Raw genomic sequence first — 17,938 nt, 5'->3', positions numbered from 1 at the left:
TTGGTCATGCTCTTGGTTAATTGAATGATTTATCATCATTTAATCTTAACGCGGCAATCAGTGTTAACTCACTTGCTTAATGAATATGCACAATAATTTACAGATGATAGCGTCGTTCAATGTCGACATATCATCGTTGATTACATATTGCTCACAATATATCGATTATGTCATGTCGATTACTACATATTGTGCACTACTTAATAGTAGTGATTTTTTCATTTTCAAGTCAAATTTGAAGTGTAACAGATTTTATTTTAATTAGACCCGTTTTTGCTTTTTCAAGCTCAAATGCTTAGTTCTTAATTATGTTAATTTAAACTGTTAAAATGACCCGTTAGTTTATGTTTTGATAGACAAGGATAAATATGTCTGAGCAATCGGTGTTAACAACCTTTGACGCAGAGTCAGGTTTTAGTTTGATATCTAAAAAAGTGTTGTATAAAGGTTTCTTCCAGTTGGACGAATACACCTTTAAGCATAAGTTGTTTAAAGGTGGCTGGAGTGGTGAGATTACCCGTGAGGTTTTTGAGCGCGGTAATGCGGTGGTTGTACTGCCTTATGACCCCGTTCGTGATGAAATTGTATTAATCGAACAAATTAGGGTACCTGCATTAGCAACTACTAAATCAATCTGGCTTCTTGAGTTAGTGGCAGGTATGATTGAGCCCGGCGAATTTCCAGAACAAGTTGCAGAGCGAGAATTGGCCGAAGAAGCTGGATTAAGTCTATTAGGTTTAACACGCATAAACAGTTACTTAGTCAGTCCTGGTGGCACTTCTGAGCGTTTTCATTTGTTTTGGGGGCAGGTTGATACGACCAAAGCTGGCGGAATACACGGACTTGAACATGAAAATGAAGATATTCGTGTGCATGTTGTTAGCCGTGAACAAGCCTATGAATGGATTAATAATGGTCGCATTGACAATGCATCGACGGTATTAGGCATCCAATGGTTGATGCTAAACTACCAACAGATTCGTGACGCACTTTAGTTTATTGAACATGGTGATAAGCAAGATAGGAATGATTGAGTGGCAGAGTTTAACCAGCGAAACAAGCAAAAATATCAACCCAATATCAGCGCGTTTTTAGCGGTATGTGGTCGAAATTATGCACATATTTTAAAATGGTTACCCGATCAAATTACGGTCAATGTGCCTTGGCAGGTTGAAGGTGAGTTTGGCCAGTTGTCGATCAATCTTCTTGAGAATACTAAATATACTCAGTTAATCGAAATATCGCGCCCTATACCAAATGGACATTTTTTTAAATCTCCAAACGCAATTGTTCGTGTCTATCATGATGCTCAATTAGCAGAAGTGTTAACTAGCCAACAGATTTATCGCTTAAAGCCAGTGTATGATTACCCGAATATACATATGCATCATAGCGATGAAAAATTTCAGGTGAATGCATTCCTTGAGGAGCTGTTGAAGATTGGGTCTCTGAGAGTGACTTGCCAATCGTAGCTTTTTTCTTCTTTTTACCATGTTAGGAATATTTTGTGCTTAAAGACGCAGTGCATTATTCTGTTGCTGAAAATGAGCCTGTGCGATTAGTACAAGTGACGGATCCGCATCTTTTTGCTGATCCCGAAGGTCAATTGCTTGGTGTTAATACGGCACAAAGTCTTCAAGCCGTGTTGAATACGTTTATTGCAACCCAATATCCCGCCAATATTTTATTGGCTACGGGAGATATTAGCCAAGATTATTCACCTGAGTCTTATCAGCACTTTGTGCAGAAGATTGAGATGTTAGATCTGCCTTGTCATTACTTACCCGGAAACCACGATGATCCTCGCTTAATGAGTCTGCGTATGCAGGGTGAAAAAGTGTTTGGTCAACAACGGATAATTATTGGTAACTGGCTAATATTAATGCTTGATTCAACTGTTCGTGGTAAGCCTGGTGGCTATATGGGCGAACAGCAGTTTGCATTGATCGAGGCTTCAATTAAGGCGACACCAGATAAACATGTGTTATTAGTGATGCACCATAATCCTATTTTAATGCAGTGCGCTTGGTTAGATCAGCATTGCATGATGAATGGCGAAGACTTTTTGCAACGAACAAGTCGCTACCCGCAAGTGAAAGGCGTTCTTTGGGGGCACGTACACCAACAAGTCGATAATATTCATCGTGGACCGCATGGTCCTATTCCACTAATGGCGACACCATCGACGTGTATTCAGTTTAAACCATTATCCTCCTATTTCGCCTTAGATCATCGTCAACCGGGTTATCGTTTGCTGGAGTTGGCAGGCGATGGTAGCATTCGTACTAATGTGTATCGCGTGCCTGGAAATCGATTTGCACCCGATAATGAGGCCAGCGGATACTAGTTTAGTGCGTCATCTTATGTTACTAAGGGACGTTAAGTATTGATTAACCGTCTCGCGAGGGAATATGCTGCTTTATATACATGGTTTTAATAGTTCTCCTCAGTCGGATAAGGCCGTTCAAACCGCACACTATATTCAGCAACATTATCCACAAGTCGACTTTCACCAACCACAATTACCTTCATCACCCTCTGCTGCTATGGCTTTATTGTGCAACATCGCTGAGCAAGCGAAACGGCAAGGGCAGATATTGCGCTTTATTGGCTCGTCGTTAGGTGGCTATTTTGCCAGTTATTTAACCGAAACGTATGGTGGCAGAGCTGTTTTGATTAATCCGGCGGTAAAACCGTTCGAATTATTTGAAGAGTTTATCGGGCCTCAATATAATCCTTATACCAATGAGCATTATCAAGTGTTGCCGCAGCATCAAGATGATGTCGCCCTGTACAATACTCACGTGATCCGGCACCCGGATCGTTTTCTGGTGCTGTTGCAAACTGGTGACGAAGTGTTAGATTATCGACAAGCATTACATAAGTACCATAGCTGTGAATTACATTTAGAGCCTAATGGCGATCACAGTTTTGTCGGCTATGAACAACAATTAGACAAAATATGTAAATTTATTCAGTTGTAACTTTCTACCGTTACAAACAACGATCAATTTGAGCTAACTTTGGCTCTATTTAACTCCAAATGTGTGGATTATGAGCAACCAATATACTTCTGACGCTATTGAGGTCCTTAATGGACTTGACCCGGTAAAACGCCGTCCAGGTATGTATACCGACACCTCTAGACCAAATCATCTTGGGCAAGAAGTCATTGATAACAGTGTTGATGAAGCTCTGGCAGGACATGCGACTAAAATTGAAGTTGTACTCCATACTGATAATTCCCTTGAAGTGACCGATGATGGCCGCGGTATGCCGGTGGATATTCACGCTGAAGAAGGCATTCCTGGGGTTGAACTGATCCTAACTAAATTGCACGCTGGCGGTAAGTTTTCCAATAAAAACTACCAATTTTCGGGCGGTTTACACGGGGTTGGTATTTCTGTTGTTAACGCCTTATCCACCCGAGTTGAAATCAGCGTTCGCCGTGATGCACAAATATACGAAATGGCCTTTGAGAATGGTTTTAAGGTCGAAGAGTTGGTGGTGACGGGTACTTGTGGACGTCGCAATACCGGGACCCGAGTGCATTTTTGGCCCGATGTAAGTTATTTTGATTCACCTAATTTCTCGGTCAGTAAATTAATTTATATTCTGCGAGCTAAAGCGGTATTGTGTCCTGGTTTGCGGATTAAATTCACCAATAAACAAAATGGTGATGTGCATGAATGGTTTTATGAAAGTGGCTTAACTGATTACCTCAAAGAAGCGATAAAAGACTCGGTTTTATTACCTGAAGAGCCTTTTGTTGGCAGCTTTAAAGGCAAATTAGAAGCTGCTGAGTGGGCTATTACATGGTTACCAGAAGGTGGCGAAAGTTTAAGTGAAAGCTACGTTAACTTAATTCCGACACCATTAGGTGGTACTCATGTGAATGGGTTTAGACAAGGTTTGCTTGAGTCTATGCGTGAGTTTTGTGAATTTCGCAATCTTGTTCCTCGGGGAATTAAGTTGTCGCCCGAAGACATTTGGGACCGTGCGGCGTTTATTTTATCGATAAAAATGCAAGATCCACAATTTGCTGGGCAAACCAAAGAAAAATTATCGAGCCGTCAAAGCTCTGCATTTGTTTCTGGTATTGCTCGTGATGCCTTTTCGTTGTGGTTAAATTCTAATACTGAGTTAGCAGAGCAGTTGGCAGAATTGTGTATTGGCAATGCATTGCGGCGCTTAAAGGCAGCCAAAAAAGTCGCGCGTAAAAAAGTCACTTCTGGACCTGCGTTACCGGGCAAGTTAACCGATTGTAGCGGCCAAGACCCAATGCGAGGAGAGTTGTTTTTAGTAGAGGGTGATTCTGCTGGTGGTAGCGCCAAACAAGCACGAGACCGCGAGTTTCAAGCGATTATGCCGCTAAGAGGTAAGATTTTAAATACCTGGGAAGTTGATTCCGGACAAGTGTTAGCGTCGCAAGAGGTACATAATATTTCGATTGCGATTGGTTGCGATCCTGACAGTGATGATATTTCAGAATTACGTTATGGTAAAATTTGTATCTTAGCCGATGCGGATTCTGATGGGCTGCATATTGCGACATTGTTGTGTGCGTTGTTTTTAAAGCATTATCGTGTATTAGTTAACAATGGTCATGTGTATATTGCAATGCCACCGTTATTTCGTATTGATATCGGTAAAGAGGTTTTTTACGCTTTGGATGAAGCGGAAAAAACCGGTATTTTAGACCGTATAGCGGCAGAAAATAAAAAAGGTAAAGTGCAAGTGACTCGTTTTAAAGGTCTGGGTGAAATGAACCCGTTGCAGCTACGTGAAACCACTATGGATCCCAATACTAGACGCTTAGTGCAATTAACCATTGATGATGCCGATGAGACCGTGGCATTAATGGATATGTTACTTGCCAAAAAGCGTGCACCGGATCGTAAAAGTTGGTTAGAAACCAAAGGTGACCTAGCGTTACTTTAGCCGTGTTTCTTAGTGCCAATAATAATGTATAACATAAGGCAAAAGATAATTAGCATGCAATATATTAGATTACGATCTTACGTAAATTTGGGCGGTAAATTCGCCTTCATGGGGGTTATGTTTTTAGCCCTGACGCCTATTTTAGCCTCTGCTGCGCAATCGGTGATGATTACCGTTACCAAAGGTTTTGGATTAAGTTTATATGCTTCCGATTTAGGTGATATTAAGCAATTAACTGTAGGCGATGAGGGTACTCTTTTTGTAGGCTCTCAAAAAAGTGGCACTGTTTATGCGCTAGTTGATAGCGATCAAAATGGCCAAGTTGATAAACGTTATCTTATTGCCAGAGGCCTAGATTATCCTGAAGCGTTAGCCTTTCATGATGGTTCATTATACGTCACTGAAGACGATCGCATTATCCGTTTTGAAGAGATTGAGTCTCGCTTGCGTCGCCCTAGCCGTGCGCGTGAAGTGTATTCAAATTTACCAAGCTTAGACAAAAAGTATTCGCGTTCGATGCATTTTGGACCCGACGGACGTTTATACATTGCCATCGGATCGCCTTGTAATGTGTGCGAGGCTGCTTCGCCATTTGGCAGTATATTAGCGATTAATGTCGATACCGGTGCCAGTGAGCAAGTAGCTTCTGGGCTTCGCAGTGTTATTGGCTTTGATTGGTCACCCGATACTAACAAGTTGTGGTTTGCTGATTTAGGCCGAGATTGGATGGGCGATAATATTCCCGCTGATGAGATAAACCGTTTAGACGTTAAAGGCAGCCATTTTGGCTTTCCTTATTTGCACGGTAAAAATGTTATTGAACCCGCCTATGATAAACCGGAAAATTTAAACATCACCCTGCCCGAATTTGAATTACCAGCCCATGTTGCTGCAACGGGATTAAGCTTTTACCGAGGCGAGCAATTTCCTGAACGTTATCGCAAACAGATTTTTGTGGCTGAAAACGGTTCGTGGAACCGTTCAAGTAAAGTTGGTTATCAAATTGTGATGCTTGAAATGGAAGATAACAAAATTATTAAACGTGAAACCGTGGTGAGTTTTCTGGATGGAGAATTTCCGGTAGCACGTCCATTTGATGTGATTAATGCGCCTGATGGTGCAATGTACATTTCAGATGATCTAAAAGGTAATATTTACCGCTTGTTTTATAATGCACCCGAACAATCACAGGAAACGAATAATGAGTGATGCGATTGAATTAAGCCTTGATGGTGTAGAGCAAATGCCGCTGAGGCGCTTTACCGAAGGGGCTTATTTAAATTATTCCATGTACGTGATTATGGATCGCGCCCTACCGCACATTGGTGATGGCCTAAAACCTGTCCAACGCCGCATTATCTATGCAATGAGCGAATTAGGCTTATCAGCGCAATCTAAACACAAAAAATCAGCCCGTACTGTCGGCGACGTGTTAGGTAAATATCACCCGCACGGTGATAGTGCGTGTTACGAAGCTATGGTGTTAATGGCGCAACCATTTTCCTATCGATATCCGCTGGTTGACGGCCAAGGTAACTGGGGTGCGCCAGATGACCCTAAGTCATTTGCTGCAATGCGTTATACCGAAGCTAGATTATCAAAGTTTTCTGAAGTGTTATTGTCGGAATTAGGGCAGGGTACCGTAGATTGGAGCCCTAACTTTGATGGCACCATGAAAGAGCCTGTAACCTTACCAGCACGATTACCGCATATATTATTGAATGGTATTACCGGTATCGCAGTGGGCATGGCAACGGATATTCCGCCGCATAATGTGCGTGAATTAGTAGGCGCCTGTATAGAGCTAATCGATAATCCTAAAGCTGATTTAGCCCGCCTAATGGAGTTTGTTCCTGGTCCTGATTATCCAACAGAAGCCGAAATTATTACTCCTAGAGCTGATATTGAGCGGATTTATGAAACTGGTAAAGGCTCAATCAGAGCGCGTGCAGTTTACAGTGAAGAGCAGGGCGAGATTGTCATTACGTCATTACCGCATCAAGCCAGTAGCGGTAAAATTTTAGAACAAATCGCCAATCAAATGCAGGCTAAAAAGCTGCCGATGGTGTCTGATTTACGTGATGAATCTGATCATGAAAACCCAGTGCGATTAGTGATTGTACCTCGTTCAAATCGCATTGATTGTGATCAGCTAATGACCCATTTATTTGCGACTACAGATCTTGAAAAAAGCTTTCGAGTTAACCTAAATGTGTTGGGACTGGACGGTCGTCCGAAAGTAAAAGGCCTGAAACAACTGTTAACTGAGTGGTTGGAGTTCCGCCTTACAACGGTCACTCGCCGCTTGCAATATCGACTTGATAAAGTATTAGCACGGTTACATATTTTAGAAGCGTTAATGATTGCGTTTTTAAACATTGATGAAGTGATCGAAATTATTCGTTATAACGACGAACCTAAAGCTGAGTTGATGGCACGCTTTAACTTGTCAGATAAACAAGCTGAATCAATTTTAGAGTTAAAATTACGTCATTTAGCCAAGCTTGAAGAATTTAAAATTAAAGGTGAGCAAGATGATCTTGCGGCAGAGCGTGACAAATTAGAGTTATTGTTAAGCTCAGAACGTCGCATGAAAACCTTAGTGAAAAAAGAATTAATCCAAGATGGTGAGACTTATGGTGATAATCGTCGTTCGCCTATTATTGAACGTGTAGATGCCAAAGCGCTGACTGAGCAAGAGTTAACGCCAACTGAGTCTGTCACAGTTGTATTGTCTGACAAAGGCTGGGTACGTTGTGCTAAAGGCCATGATGTCGATGTAGAAGGCTTATCGTATAAGTCTGGTGACAGTTATCTTTGTAGCGTGATGGGCAAGAGTAACCAAGCTGCGGTGTTTATAGATTCGACTGGACGTGCATTTGCCACAGACAGTCATACGTTGCCTTCGGCGCGCAGCCAAGGCGAGCCAATTACCACACGCTTTAATATGGCTCCTGGCGCGACGATGCAACATGTACTCATGGGCGAAGATGAACAGTTCTTCTTGTTGGCAACCGATGCTGGTTATGGCTTTATTTGTGCTTACCCAGATTTGGTTAGCCGCAATAAAGCCGGTAAGGCACTACTCAGTCTGCCAACCAATGCGTTAGCTCTACAGCCAAAGTTAATCAATAAAACGGCAGAGCAATCGTTGTTAGCCATTACCTCTGAAGGCCGTATGTTGATGTTTAGCTTAGATGCCTTGCCACAGCTATCAAAAGGTAAAGGCAATAAGATTATTGGTATTCCAACCGATCGCGCTAAAAATCGTGAAGAGTTACTTTTGCACTTAAATGTAGTGCCGCACAATACCGCGGTAACCTTGTGGGCCGGTAAGCGCAAGCTAACCTTGAAACCAAGCGATTTAGAGCACTATCGTGGTGAGCGAGGTCGACGTGGTGCTAAGTTACCAAGAGGATTACAACGCGTAGACAGTGTTGATGTCGAAATGGGACCATTGGCAGAAGACGGCTTGCAAGACGATAATCTGGATATAAACGAGTAAGATTGCTGGATTGTAGAATAAAAAAATGCTGCTCATATGAGCAGCATTTTTTTATGGAAGCAGAGTCGACTTATATATTAATGCGACTAGGCAACTTCATAGAAATTAGGTTCGTACTCAAGCTGTGTTTGAATGATTTGACTAGCCATGCGGGCACATTTGCCGCATTGGTCTGCAACGCCAAGACGTTTCTTTACATCGGCCAACGAACTGTCACCTAAGCTAACAGCCGCTTTTATTTGAGTGTCGGTAATGGCATGACAAAGACAAACGAACATAGGGAAAGCCTCTTCATTCAAAAAAATAGGTCTGGGCTAGAAAGTAATCTAATTCTAAATGAAAACGGTTATCATTGGCAATAACTATTTTACTTATGTAGCGATCATTTTTAATACAGTTTGATCTGGCTCACCTTTTTCCGATAAACCAGCACCGCGATATTAGTCCCGGCATAAACCGGTTGTTAATTAACGTATTGATATAAATGAATTTAGTGAGGTGAGTGAAAAGGACTGTGAAAGTGATTAATGTTAGATGCTAGCTGGATTAGATTAAGTACATGTTTGATGTTATACACCAAAGTGATCAAAACCTCCGCTGGCCTTCCCTGTTAATACTAAGTTGATTGCAGCTTTAGTAACCTTGATTAACGTCGACCACATACTGTAATGGTTTGGATTGTTGCCATAGTTGATAGTTGTGGCTGAAAATTTTTGTTACTTGCTCAGGGAAGCTTGGTGCAGCGATATGCGGTGTGATAGTGACGTTATGGTAATGCCATAGTGGATCATCAGCAGGTAAGGGCTCTTGTTCGAATACATCTAATATGGCTTGACGTTGTGGTTGTAAGGTTAATTCAGCTTGTAACGCATCTAATTCAATGGCGTTACCTCGGCCAATATTAAATAACATGGCATCTGCTTTTAATAACGACAGATTAGCCGCATTTAATATGTGCTTGGTTTGAGGTGTATTGGGCAATACGCTAACAATCACATCTGCTAGAGGCAAATAGTCGGCTAATTTATCAATGGTGTCGATGTTATCAAAGCCACTAACAGGAGCACCTTTTCGATTAAGCCCGCTGACAGTCATACCAAAATGATGGGCTGTTTTTGCAAGGTGCTGTGCGATAGAGCCAGTGCCTAATATTAATAGTTTGACTCCTTGTAAAGTACCATAACTACCCGGTAACCAACGCTGCTGTTGTTGCTGTTGAGTGTACGCATTATGCTGGCGATAATGGCTTAGCAGGTAACCAAAAACATATTCACTCATAAGCGGGCCAAATACACCGCGAATGTTGGTGAGTAAATAATCATGTGGTAACGATGGATGCATTAATGCATCGACACCGGCAAAGGTAGATTGTAACCATTTTGGTGCTGTTGCATGCGGCAATAATGAAGCCGCTAGATGAGGTTCTGCTAACCAAATATCGGCATCGTTAATATTGCCGCCGGTGTAATGGCCAGAATCATCAACCATCAGATCGTCAACAATTTCGAGGTTCGGCAGGCAAAGTTTTGTTAATAGTTGCCTATATTGATCGTTTTCTCTGGTGAGTAATAACAGTTTATGTGCCACATTAACCTCATTGTCGAACGTTGGATAACTAGATTATTCAAACCAAGCGCTATAATCGGTTGTTATCGGCATCATTGCAGCAGCGATGGCTTTATCTGGGTAATTACTGAATATACCGTCCACGCCCATCGCTTTTAACGCTTGAATATCTTGTGGGTTATCAACCGTATAAACAAACACTTTGCCGCCTCGCTGGTGGGCATCATCAACAATGGCTTGATTAATAAAACCAACATCAAGGTTGATTGAATAGGCATTAAGTGTGGTCATTATTGTAGCTAGATCGAGCGGAATGCCTGCTAATAATGGTGCGATCACCGCGTGCGGAAAAGACTGTTTTATCTGCGCCAAATAAGGATGGTTAAAGGATGATATTAACAGTTGTTCTGGGGTGAAACTAAGTTGCTCTAAGGCTTGAGGATATAAGGCAATAAACGGTTGTACGCAGCCAATGCCTTTTAATTCGATGTTAATAGTACACGAGCCTTTGCCGCTAACACTGACTCGTTCGAGTACTTGCCACAATGTGGGGATTGCTTGTCCGCCAACCGTAAATTGAGCCAATGCTGCCTTGGTGGTTAAATGGATTAGCCCTGTTCCGGTTGATTTACCTTCTAAGCGGCGATCATGAAACACCACTAATTCACCTTCAACGCAATGCACATCCAGTTCAATGGCATTAACACCCAAGTCGAGCGCTTTGTCCATCGCGGCTAAGGTGTTTTCAGGAGCATAACCGCTGGCGCCGCGGTGAGCAAAAACGAGCATAGGTGTCCTTAATCAATACTTAGCTTAGCCCTTGTATAATCCTGTGGATTCTTTAGGCGCATGATTAATATGAACTTCCATCTGAGGGTAGGCAAGTTCAACATTATTGTCTTTCAATTTTTTACTAATACGCTTATGTAAATTATGGCGCAGCGGCCAACGATCAGACATGTCTTTAGCATACGAACGTACTTCATAATCTTGTGTGTGTTGACCAAAACCAGCAAACCACACTTCGGGTTCTGGGCTAGTTAATGATAAATCACATTCGCGCACCGCTTGATGCAATAACATTTCTACTTTGGTTGGATCTGAATCACGAGACACCGATACCGTGACGATAACGCGGGTAATTGGATCTGATAAAGACCAGTTGACCAATTGCTCGGTGATAAAGGCTTTGTTAGGCACGATAATTTCTTTACGGTCCCAATCGACAATTGTGGTTGCTCGAATCTGGATTTTACTGACAGTACCAGTGAGATCTCTAATGGTGACGGTATCGCCAATACGGATCGGTTTTTCAAATAGAATGATAATACCGGAAATAAAGTTGGCAAAAATTTCCTGGAGGCCAAAACCTAAGCCCACTGATAATGCGGCAACTAACCACTGTAATTTTGACCATTCCATGCCCAAGGTTGAAAAACCGAACAACGTGCCAAAAAATACCACAAGGTAGCTACTTACCGTGGTAATCGCAAAACCTGTGCCTGGTGATAAATCGAGTCTTTGTAAGAGCATTAATTCAAGTAAACCGGGTAGATTCTTCGCAATAACGACTGAGAACCCGACTAACATGATGCCAAATAAAATCGACTTTAATGTAATGGGCACTTGTTGCTCAATACCATTTACATTGCTATTGGTGGTCCATAAGGTAATGCCATCTAAAAATGAGAATACCGCGGTATGCGTTTGCGCCAAAATGCCTAATAAGCTGGCAAAAAAAGCTAAGATTAGGATCGATCTTACTAAGCCTAACGATTGGCTAGAGATGGTTTCTAAATCAACGACGGGTTCTTCGTAGGTTTCTATCGGCTCATTATTCATTTCGCCTCTTTCACGCTGTGCAAGACGCTCTGCACGTTTAGCTTTGGCACGGTCAAAGGCTATTAAGCGACGCTCGATTAACATCCAACGTTTAATGAGCTGATAGGTGAGTAAGAAACCTAAGCCTAACAGTACCGATATTTGTAGCTGTAATAGCAGCTGGAAAGCCGTGAAGTAGTAACCTATTCCCGCTAAGATAGCGCTAAAAATTGGCGTGACAACTAGAAGTGCCCATACCGCTTTTTGAATCAACTCCATGTTAGTGGCGTTAGGCTTATTTTTACGATATTGGCCAATAAGTAACATGATATCTTTATACAACAGGCATAACACAATACAGAAAACGATAAATGCCCCGCGGCCAAGGCTGTTGCGTACTAATGAAGTATCTAGTGCTTCGGTGAAACCCATTAAGCCGATTAATGGTGCCGATACCATAACAAATGAAGCCATGGTTTGTTGTGCTTGTTTAACAATTTTTTTGGGCCGTCTGAAGTGGCTAATCAAAATGCCTTTATCAACGGTTAATAAGTAAAAGAATTGATAAATGAGATAACAGACACCAATGGCTAAGATGCCCACTCCGACGGCATACACCATGTTTTGCTCTGATCGCGAGAATATAAACCCAGCCATGATCACCGGTAAGGGTTTTATTAGGGCATACACTAAGCTGATGATTAAGGTTTTGATGGTGTATTTAAATTTATCTTGAGTCACATTACCGACAAAGATGGCATAGCGCCCAATCGCTTTATTGAACTTAGGTGTCAGCATGTCTTGTGCCATTAAACAGCACAATAATAAAATTCCCCACCAAGCCCAATAATTACTTTGTTCGGACCACGCTTGTTGTAATGACTGCCACTGACTCGGTTGCAGCAACCAAACGCTACTGTGGCTTAAATCAATTAGCCATAACGCGCCAATGCTAGGGGCGTTAGGTACCCAAAACAAATGCTCATTAAGAGTGTTTTTTAATGTGTTATGCAGTTGATTTAACTGTTCATACCCAATGCGCAATTTTGCAAATTCAGCTAAATATCGATCATAGCTTTGCAGTAGCTGCTCTATCAATACTTGCTGTGATTGCAATAATTTGACTTGGGTTTCATTAAACATTTCGCTGTCATCGAGTTGCTGACTATTTAACGCTTGTTGTTGTTCTAATTGGTAGCGCTCTAGCCGTGTGTCAGCTAATTCAGTTTGCAATTTGTCGAGATTGGGCGGTTTCGGCAATGATTGCAGCATTTGTAAAAAACGATCGCCAAATGCAGAATTAGTTTTAACCCAGGTAATTTGCTCAAGCACGTTTGATAGCTGTGCATTTTGCGATTGATAGCGTTTTTCAATGCGTTGCTGTTTCTCTATCGCAGATTTTATATTGCTAGTAAGTTTTTGTAATTGTTCTGCATAGTGTTGATTCAATTTGCTTAAATCTTGAGACAATGGGTCGGCTAGCTCTTGGGCATCAATTAAGTTGTTGGCTATGGTGTCTGCGGTTTGCTGCTGACGATACTCAATATTATGTTTGTTGATAAGCTCGATAAAGGTTTCTTGTTGGCTTAACGATAAACGATTGAGCTGTTGTTGTAGTTGGGTGATCTCTAATTGCTTAGGGTTAGCTAAACGTTCCGATTCTAAGGTCGCAATATGCTGCGTTAGCAGTTCTGCTTGAAGTTTGTTACGTTGACCTAACGGAGTTTCAATCGGGACTTGGAGGGTTTTATTATGTTGAGTTAAGGCATTTTGTGCCTGAACGATTAAGTCTGGTAATAATGTCTGACGTTGTGAAATTAGGCGCAACTTATCATTAAGGCTCGACTCAGTCTCTTTTAATTCCGATAAGTGAAAGTAGGCCATTGAAGCTTGCTGATCAAGGTCTATATCCGCATCTAGACTCAATTCTATTTGCGCTTCACGTAGCTGCCCTGTAAGTGATAGTTTGGTTTCGTTGTTAGATTGTTCAATATTGGTATAGGTTTGTTGTTCTATTTGCAGCTTTTCAATGCTGCTTTGCAGTTCTGCAATTTGAGATGTGATATCAAGCGGCTGATTTTCGGCTTGGCTATTGAGCCCCAAGCGCTTATCTAGGGTTAGGGGAGTATTGGCGAATACAGAAACCGACAGTGTATTAACTATAAGGAAACACAAGAATAAACACGCTAAACGTAACATAATACTTTGCTCAGGTTGGAGTAAGGCCATGGTAGCAAATTTGCGTGATTATGCTCTACTTTTTTGATGACTTTGTTGGGTTTCAAATAAAGCCGTTGCCACAATAATGGTTCCGCCGATAAGGGTTGGTGTTGTGAGTTGTTCGTCTAAAACCAATAATGCGAGCACTGCACCATAAAACGGTTGTAAACACGACACTAACCCCACTGTTTTAGCGCTTAAAAAACGCAGTGCTGTAGTAAATAACGCATGAGGTAAGGCGGTGAACACTATGCCAAGTAACAGAATCAATCCCCAAGTGGTTTGGCTAATTTACTGTGCAGGGACATCTTGCCAAGGACTCAATAGAATTAACGTTATCAGTGTCTGATAAAACATAGCATGCGGACCGCTATATTGCGAAAATACTCGTTTATGAAGCAAATTTCTGCAGGTAAATAAAGCTGCTGAAATAACGCCAACGACAATGCCTAAGGTGGTGTCGTTATTCAGATTTGCCTCAGGGATCAGCATTATTACGCCTGCTAATACCGCGATACCGGATATTACATCGACAAGTTTGAGCTGCGTTTTATTGATTAATGGTTCGATTAATACCGTCATGACGGGATAAGTAAAAAATGCAATCATGCCAATGGCGACAGATGACAACTGCATAGCTGCAAAATAGGTTACCCAATGCAGACACACTAAAGTGCCTAGCGCTAAGGCCGCCCAATAATCTTGTTGGCGTTGTAATCTAAGTGGGCGTTTGGTCGTTTTAATCATTGCAGCGAGTACTATTGCGGCGATGATACAGCGCAAAAAGGTAATGTTAAGTGCGCTAAGGGGAATGAGTTTAGAAAATAAAGCCGTACCACCAAAGAGCAGTACGGCTATATGTAACTCAACTAAGCCAGAGTGTGGTTTAGTTGTTGTCATGTTGGTTACTGCTGTGTGAGTTTAGCGAACGGCTGACCCATACGAGTTGTTGCACCTGGTTCAACACCATCTGCAAATGTTTCAATAGCATCTTGGGCAAATAACATCACCACAGTACTGCCTAGTTTAAAGCGGCCCATTTCAGCGCCTTTTTCTAAGGTGACCGCTTCTGGACCCGTGGTTGGATAGTCCCAGCTAAATACTTGCTTACCGCCTGGCGGTGTTACTGTGCCAGACCATATGGTTTCAATACTGGCAACAATGGTTGCACCAACTAGTACCATTGCTAGTGGACCTACTTCGGTTTCAAATATAGCTACAACACGTTCATTACGGGCAAACAGTCCTGGCACGTTTTGAGCGGTAAGTGGATTAACCGAGAATAAATCACCTGGCACGTAAGTCATTTTTGATAATGTACCTGTAATAGGCATATGCAGGCGATGGTAATCTTTTGGGGCCAAATAAATGGTGGCAAAATCCCCACCATCAAAGCGTGCAGCATCGGCCTTATTGCCACCTAACAATGCTTCAGAGGTATAAGTGTGGCCTTTAGCCTGGAAAATATTGCCCGCTTCAATGGGTCCACATTGGCTTACCGCACCGTCAACAGGGTGCGCCATCATATTACTTTCTGTGCAGATAGGTCTGAGTTCAGGCTTTAATGCACGGGTAAAAAATGCATTAAACGTTTTATAGGCTTCGGGCTCAGGTTGCTGTGCTTCAGACATATCAATTTTGTATTGTTTGATAAACCATTTAATTCCTGCCGTGGTGATAGCGCCTGCTTCCGCAGCAGCAAACTTACCCACTAAACGCGACAGAAAATGTTTTGGTAGCATGTATTGCAAAGCAATTTTAATTGAGTCCAATGTATTTTCCTTTTCTCTAATCTGGTTGAACCATAAAATATTATTCTATTGAGTATTATTCATCAATAGCACGAAAATGTCGTGCATGACGTTGCTCGTCTAAACTGGCAATAATACGTTGGTAATTACTAAAGCGGTCTTGAGTTATCTTTCCATCAGCTAAAGCCTGCTGTAAAGCACAACCTGGGTCGTCGCCATGTTTACAATCGCGGAACTTACACGATCCTAAAAAGTCTCTAAACTCAACAAAACACCAGCCCACTCTGATGGCATCCAAATGCCACAAGGCAAATTCGCGAACACCAGGTGAGTCGATTAAATCACCGCCGCTGACAAAGTGCAGTAATTTGGCTGTGGTTGTAGTGTGCTGTCCTAAACCTGAGTTGCCAGAGACATCTCCGATCAACAATTCAGCATCAGGCATTAATGCATTGATTAAAGAAGACTTGCCAACACCAGACTGACCAGCAAAAACACTGACGCTGTTATTGAGTAATTCTTTAAGGTCTTCAACGCCTTCACCGGTGTGACTACTGACGCGGAAAACCTGATAACCAATATTTTGGTAACGCGTTAATGCCGTTTCTATTTCATCACGATTAGTGTCATCCAATAAATCAATTTTATTGAGAATGATGATCGGTGTGATATCTGTATCTTCTGAAGCCACTAAGTATCGGTCAATAATTTGAGTGGTAAAGCTGGGTAATACCGATGACACAATTAAGATTTGATCGATGTTGGCGGCAATAATTTTTACGCCATCGTATAAATCTGGTCGAGTTAAAGAAGATTTTCGAGGGTGAACGGCGATAACAATACCACCGATACTGGAGCCAGATTGGACTTCTGTCGCTAATCGGACCACCACTTTATCACCAGTAACTAAACTGGTCACTGCGCGGCGAATATTACATCGCGATACAGTACCGTCAGCTGTTTCGATGTCGGCATGCTGACCAAAGCGCGAAATAACCACTCCAGCTTGCTCAGGGCCTAAGAGGTTATCCTGTAACTCAGCTTGTTGAGTGTCATCGTCACCGCGCTTTAATCGCTTGGTTTGATTCGCTCGCATTCGGCGTAATTGGCCTTGGCTTAGGGGTTTCTTTTTACTCACTGGCTTATCTTCATTAAATAGGTGTTTTTTTGTGTGTCAAAAAAACAGTATGATACACACTCTTTTATAAAAATGCCTGAATTTAGGCGACAGATAACATAAGGCGGCATAAATGGCTGTTGATGCGAATAATCTAATTTGGGTTGATTTGGAAATGACAGGCTTAGAACCAGATGTCGATCGAGTCATTGAAATTGCAACTTTAGTGACCGACCAAGAACTCAATATCATTGCTCAAGGCCCTGTTCTAGCCATTTATCAGACCGATGAAGTACTAGCAGGCATGGATGATTGGAACCAAAAACATCACGGAGAGTCTGGATTAGTTGACCGTGTGCGTGCCAGTAAATGTTCTGAACAAGATGCGATAACACAAACGATTGATTTTTTAGCTCAGTACGTGCCTAAAGGCGCATCGCCAATGTGCGGTAATAGTATTGGTCAAGATCGTCGCTTCTTGAATAAGTACATGTTGGAACTTGAAGAGTTCTTTCATTATCGCAACATTGATGTCAGCACAGTTAAAGAATTGGTTCGTCGTTGGAGTCCTGAAACAATGAATGGCTTCAGCAAGAAAAATACTCACCAAGCATTAGAAGATATTAAGGAATCTATTGCTGAAATGCAGTTTTATCGCAAAGAAGTATTTAAAATTTAACCAATCGAACAATTTTTTTTAAAAAGGGGGTTGCAGCATAGTAAAATTTACCTATAATGCGGCCTCAACTTTCTACAGAGCGCCAAACTCTGAGTCATAGAAAGTTGTAATGAAATTTGAAAGTATGCGACGTTAGCTCAGTTGACATAGGTTGAAAGACGATACCTTGTTGATTGTTACAATGAAGCAACCAGTACGCGACATTAGCTCAGTTGGCATAGGTTGAAAGACGATACCTTGTTGATTGTTACAATGAAGCAAATAGTACGCGACATTAGCTCAGTTGGTAGAGCGATACCTTGCCAAGGTATAGGTCATCAGTTCGAACCTGATATGTC

The 17,938-nt window shown here is 41.9% G+C and carries 14 protein-coding genes and 1 pseudogene; 8 read left to right on the top strand and 7 right to left on the bottom strand.

The window, feature by feature from the left end; all coding sequences use genetic code 11:
* The first annotated feature begins 368 nt into the window (after positions 1-368).
* The 7 genes from nudF (at position 369) to parC (ending at position 8,446) form a co-directional block, all read left to right on the top strand.
* The gene (nudF, locus tag AAEY99_RS16335) at positions 369-995 is read left to right on the top strand and encodes an ADP-ribose diphosphatase (RefSeq protein ID WP_101085219.1); all 627 of its coding nucleotides are present in this window, start codon (positions 369-371) and stop codon (positions 993-995) included.
* Positions 996-1,034: 39 nt separating this feature from the next.
* Entirely contained in the window at positions 1,035-1,472 is a 438-nt protein-coding gene (locus tag AAEY99_RS16330) for a DUF1249 domain-containing protein (RefSeq protein WP_162023877.1), read from the top strand.
* A 35-nt stretch (positions 1,473-1,507) separates the two neighbouring features.
* Positions 1,508-2,347 carry a 3',5'-cyclic-AMP phosphodiesterase gene (gene cpdA / locus AAEY99_RS16325; protein WP_101085221.1) on the top strand — a complete coding sequence of 280 codons (840 nt, stop codon included), beginning with the start codon at positions 1,508-1,510 and terminating at the stop codon, positions 2,345-2,347.
* 64 nt (positions 2,348-2,411) lie between these two features.
* Complete coding sequence (locus tag AAEY99_RS16320) at positions 2,412-2,984, top strand: YqiA/YcfP family alpha/beta fold hydrolase (protein ID WP_162023876.1); 573 nt, start codon at positions 2,412-2,414, stop codon at positions 2,982-2,984.
* A gap of 70 nt (positions 2,985-3,054) precedes the next feature.
* Positions 3,055-4,941: a DNA topoisomerase IV subunit B gene (parE, locus tag AAEY99_RS16315; RefSeq protein WP_101085223.1), complete on the top strand. Its 1,887-nt coding sequence runs from the start codon at positions 3,055-3,057 to the stop codon at positions 4,939-4,941.
* A 108-nt stretch (positions 4,942-5,049) separates the two neighbouring features.
* A complete protein-coding gene (locus AAEY99_RS16310; RefSeq protein WP_351011252.1) occupies positions 5,050-6,150 on the top strand; it encodes a PQQ-dependent sugar dehydrogenase in 1,101 nt (366 codons plus the stop codon).
* On the top strand, positions 6,143-8,446 hold the full coding sequence (parC, locus tag AAEY99_RS16305) for a DNA topoisomerase IV subunit A (protein WP_351011234.1): 2,304 nt from the start codon (positions 6,143-6,145) through the stop codon (positions 8,444-8,446). Before AAEY99_RS16310 ends, parC begins: the two co-directional genes overlap by 8 nt.
* 86 nt (positions 8,447-8,532) lie before the next feature.
* On the opposite strand, the gene AAEY99_RS16300 is transcribed toward parC, so the two are convergent.
* The 7 genes and pseudogenes from AAEY99_RS16300 to rsgA all read right to left on the bottom strand — a co-directional run bounded on the left by AAEY99_RS16300 (position 8,533) and on the right by rsgA (position 16,942).
* Positions 8,533-8,724: a bacterioferritin-associated ferredoxin gene (locus AAEY99_RS16300; RefSeq protein ID WP_011638763.1), complete on the bottom strand. Its 192-nt coding sequence runs from the start codon at positions 8,722-8,724 to the stop codon at positions 8,533-8,535.
* A 355-nt stretch (positions 8,725-9,079) separates the two neighbouring features.
* Positions 9,080-10,033 (bottom strand): D-2-hydroxyacid dehydrogenase, encoded by a 954-nt coding sequence (locus AAEY99_RS16295; RefSeq protein ID WP_351011233.1) that lies wholly within the window; start codon positions 10,031-10,033, stop codon positions 9,080-9,082.
* A gap of 33 nt (positions 10,034-10,066) precedes the next feature.
* Positions 10,067-10,801 (bottom strand): glycerophosphodiester phosphodiesterase, encoded by a 735-nt coding sequence (locus tag AAEY99_RS16290; RefSeq protein ID WP_162023872.1) that lies wholly within the window; start codon positions 10,799-10,801, stop codon positions 10,067-10,069.
* Positions 10,802-10,825: 24 nt separating this feature from the next.
* Positions 10,826-14,062 (bottom strand): mechanosensitive ion channel domain-containing protein, encoded by a 3,237-nt coding sequence (locus tag AAEY99_RS16285; RefSeq protein WP_502959506.1) that lies wholly within the window; start codon positions 14,060-14,062, stop codon positions 10,826-10,828.
* A gap of 18 nt (positions 14,063-14,080) precedes the next feature.
* Positions 14,081-14,953 (bottom strand): annotated as a pseudogene (locus tag AAEY99_RS16280) (DMT family transporter).
* Positions 14,954-14,958: 5 nt separating this feature from the next.
* A complete protein-coding gene (asd, locus tag AAEY99_RS16275; protein ID WP_101085230.1) occupies positions 14,959-15,825 on the bottom strand; it encodes an archaetidylserine decarboxylase in 867 nt (288 codons plus the stop codon).
* Positions 15,826-15,880: 55 nt separating this feature from the next.
* Positions 15,881-16,942: a small ribosomal subunit biogenesis GTPase RsgA gene (gene rsgA, locus AAEY99_RS16270; protein ID WP_101085231.1), complete on the bottom strand. Its 1,062-nt coding sequence runs from the start codon at positions 16,940-16,942 to the stop codon at positions 15,881-15,883.
* A gap of 112 nt (positions 16,943-17,054) precedes the next feature.
* Here rsgA and orn point away from each other — a divergent pair, with 112 nt between their 5' ends.
* Positions 17,055-17,600, top strand: coding sequence for an oligoribonuclease (gene orn, locus AAEY99_RS16265; RefSeq protein WP_351000892.1), 546 nt, complete (start codon positions 17,055-17,057; stop codon positions 17,598-17,600).
* Positions 17,601-17,938: the final 338 nt, after the last annotated feature.

This window comes from Shewanella sp. S1-58-MNA-CIBAN-0166 (genome assembly GCF_040310085.1).
In the GTDB taxonomy this organism is placed as follows: domain Bacteria; phylum Pseudomonadota; class Gammaproteobacteria; order Enterobacterales; family Shewanellaceae; genus Shewanella.
This window is presented reverse-complemented; position numbering and strand designations above follow the sequence as displayed.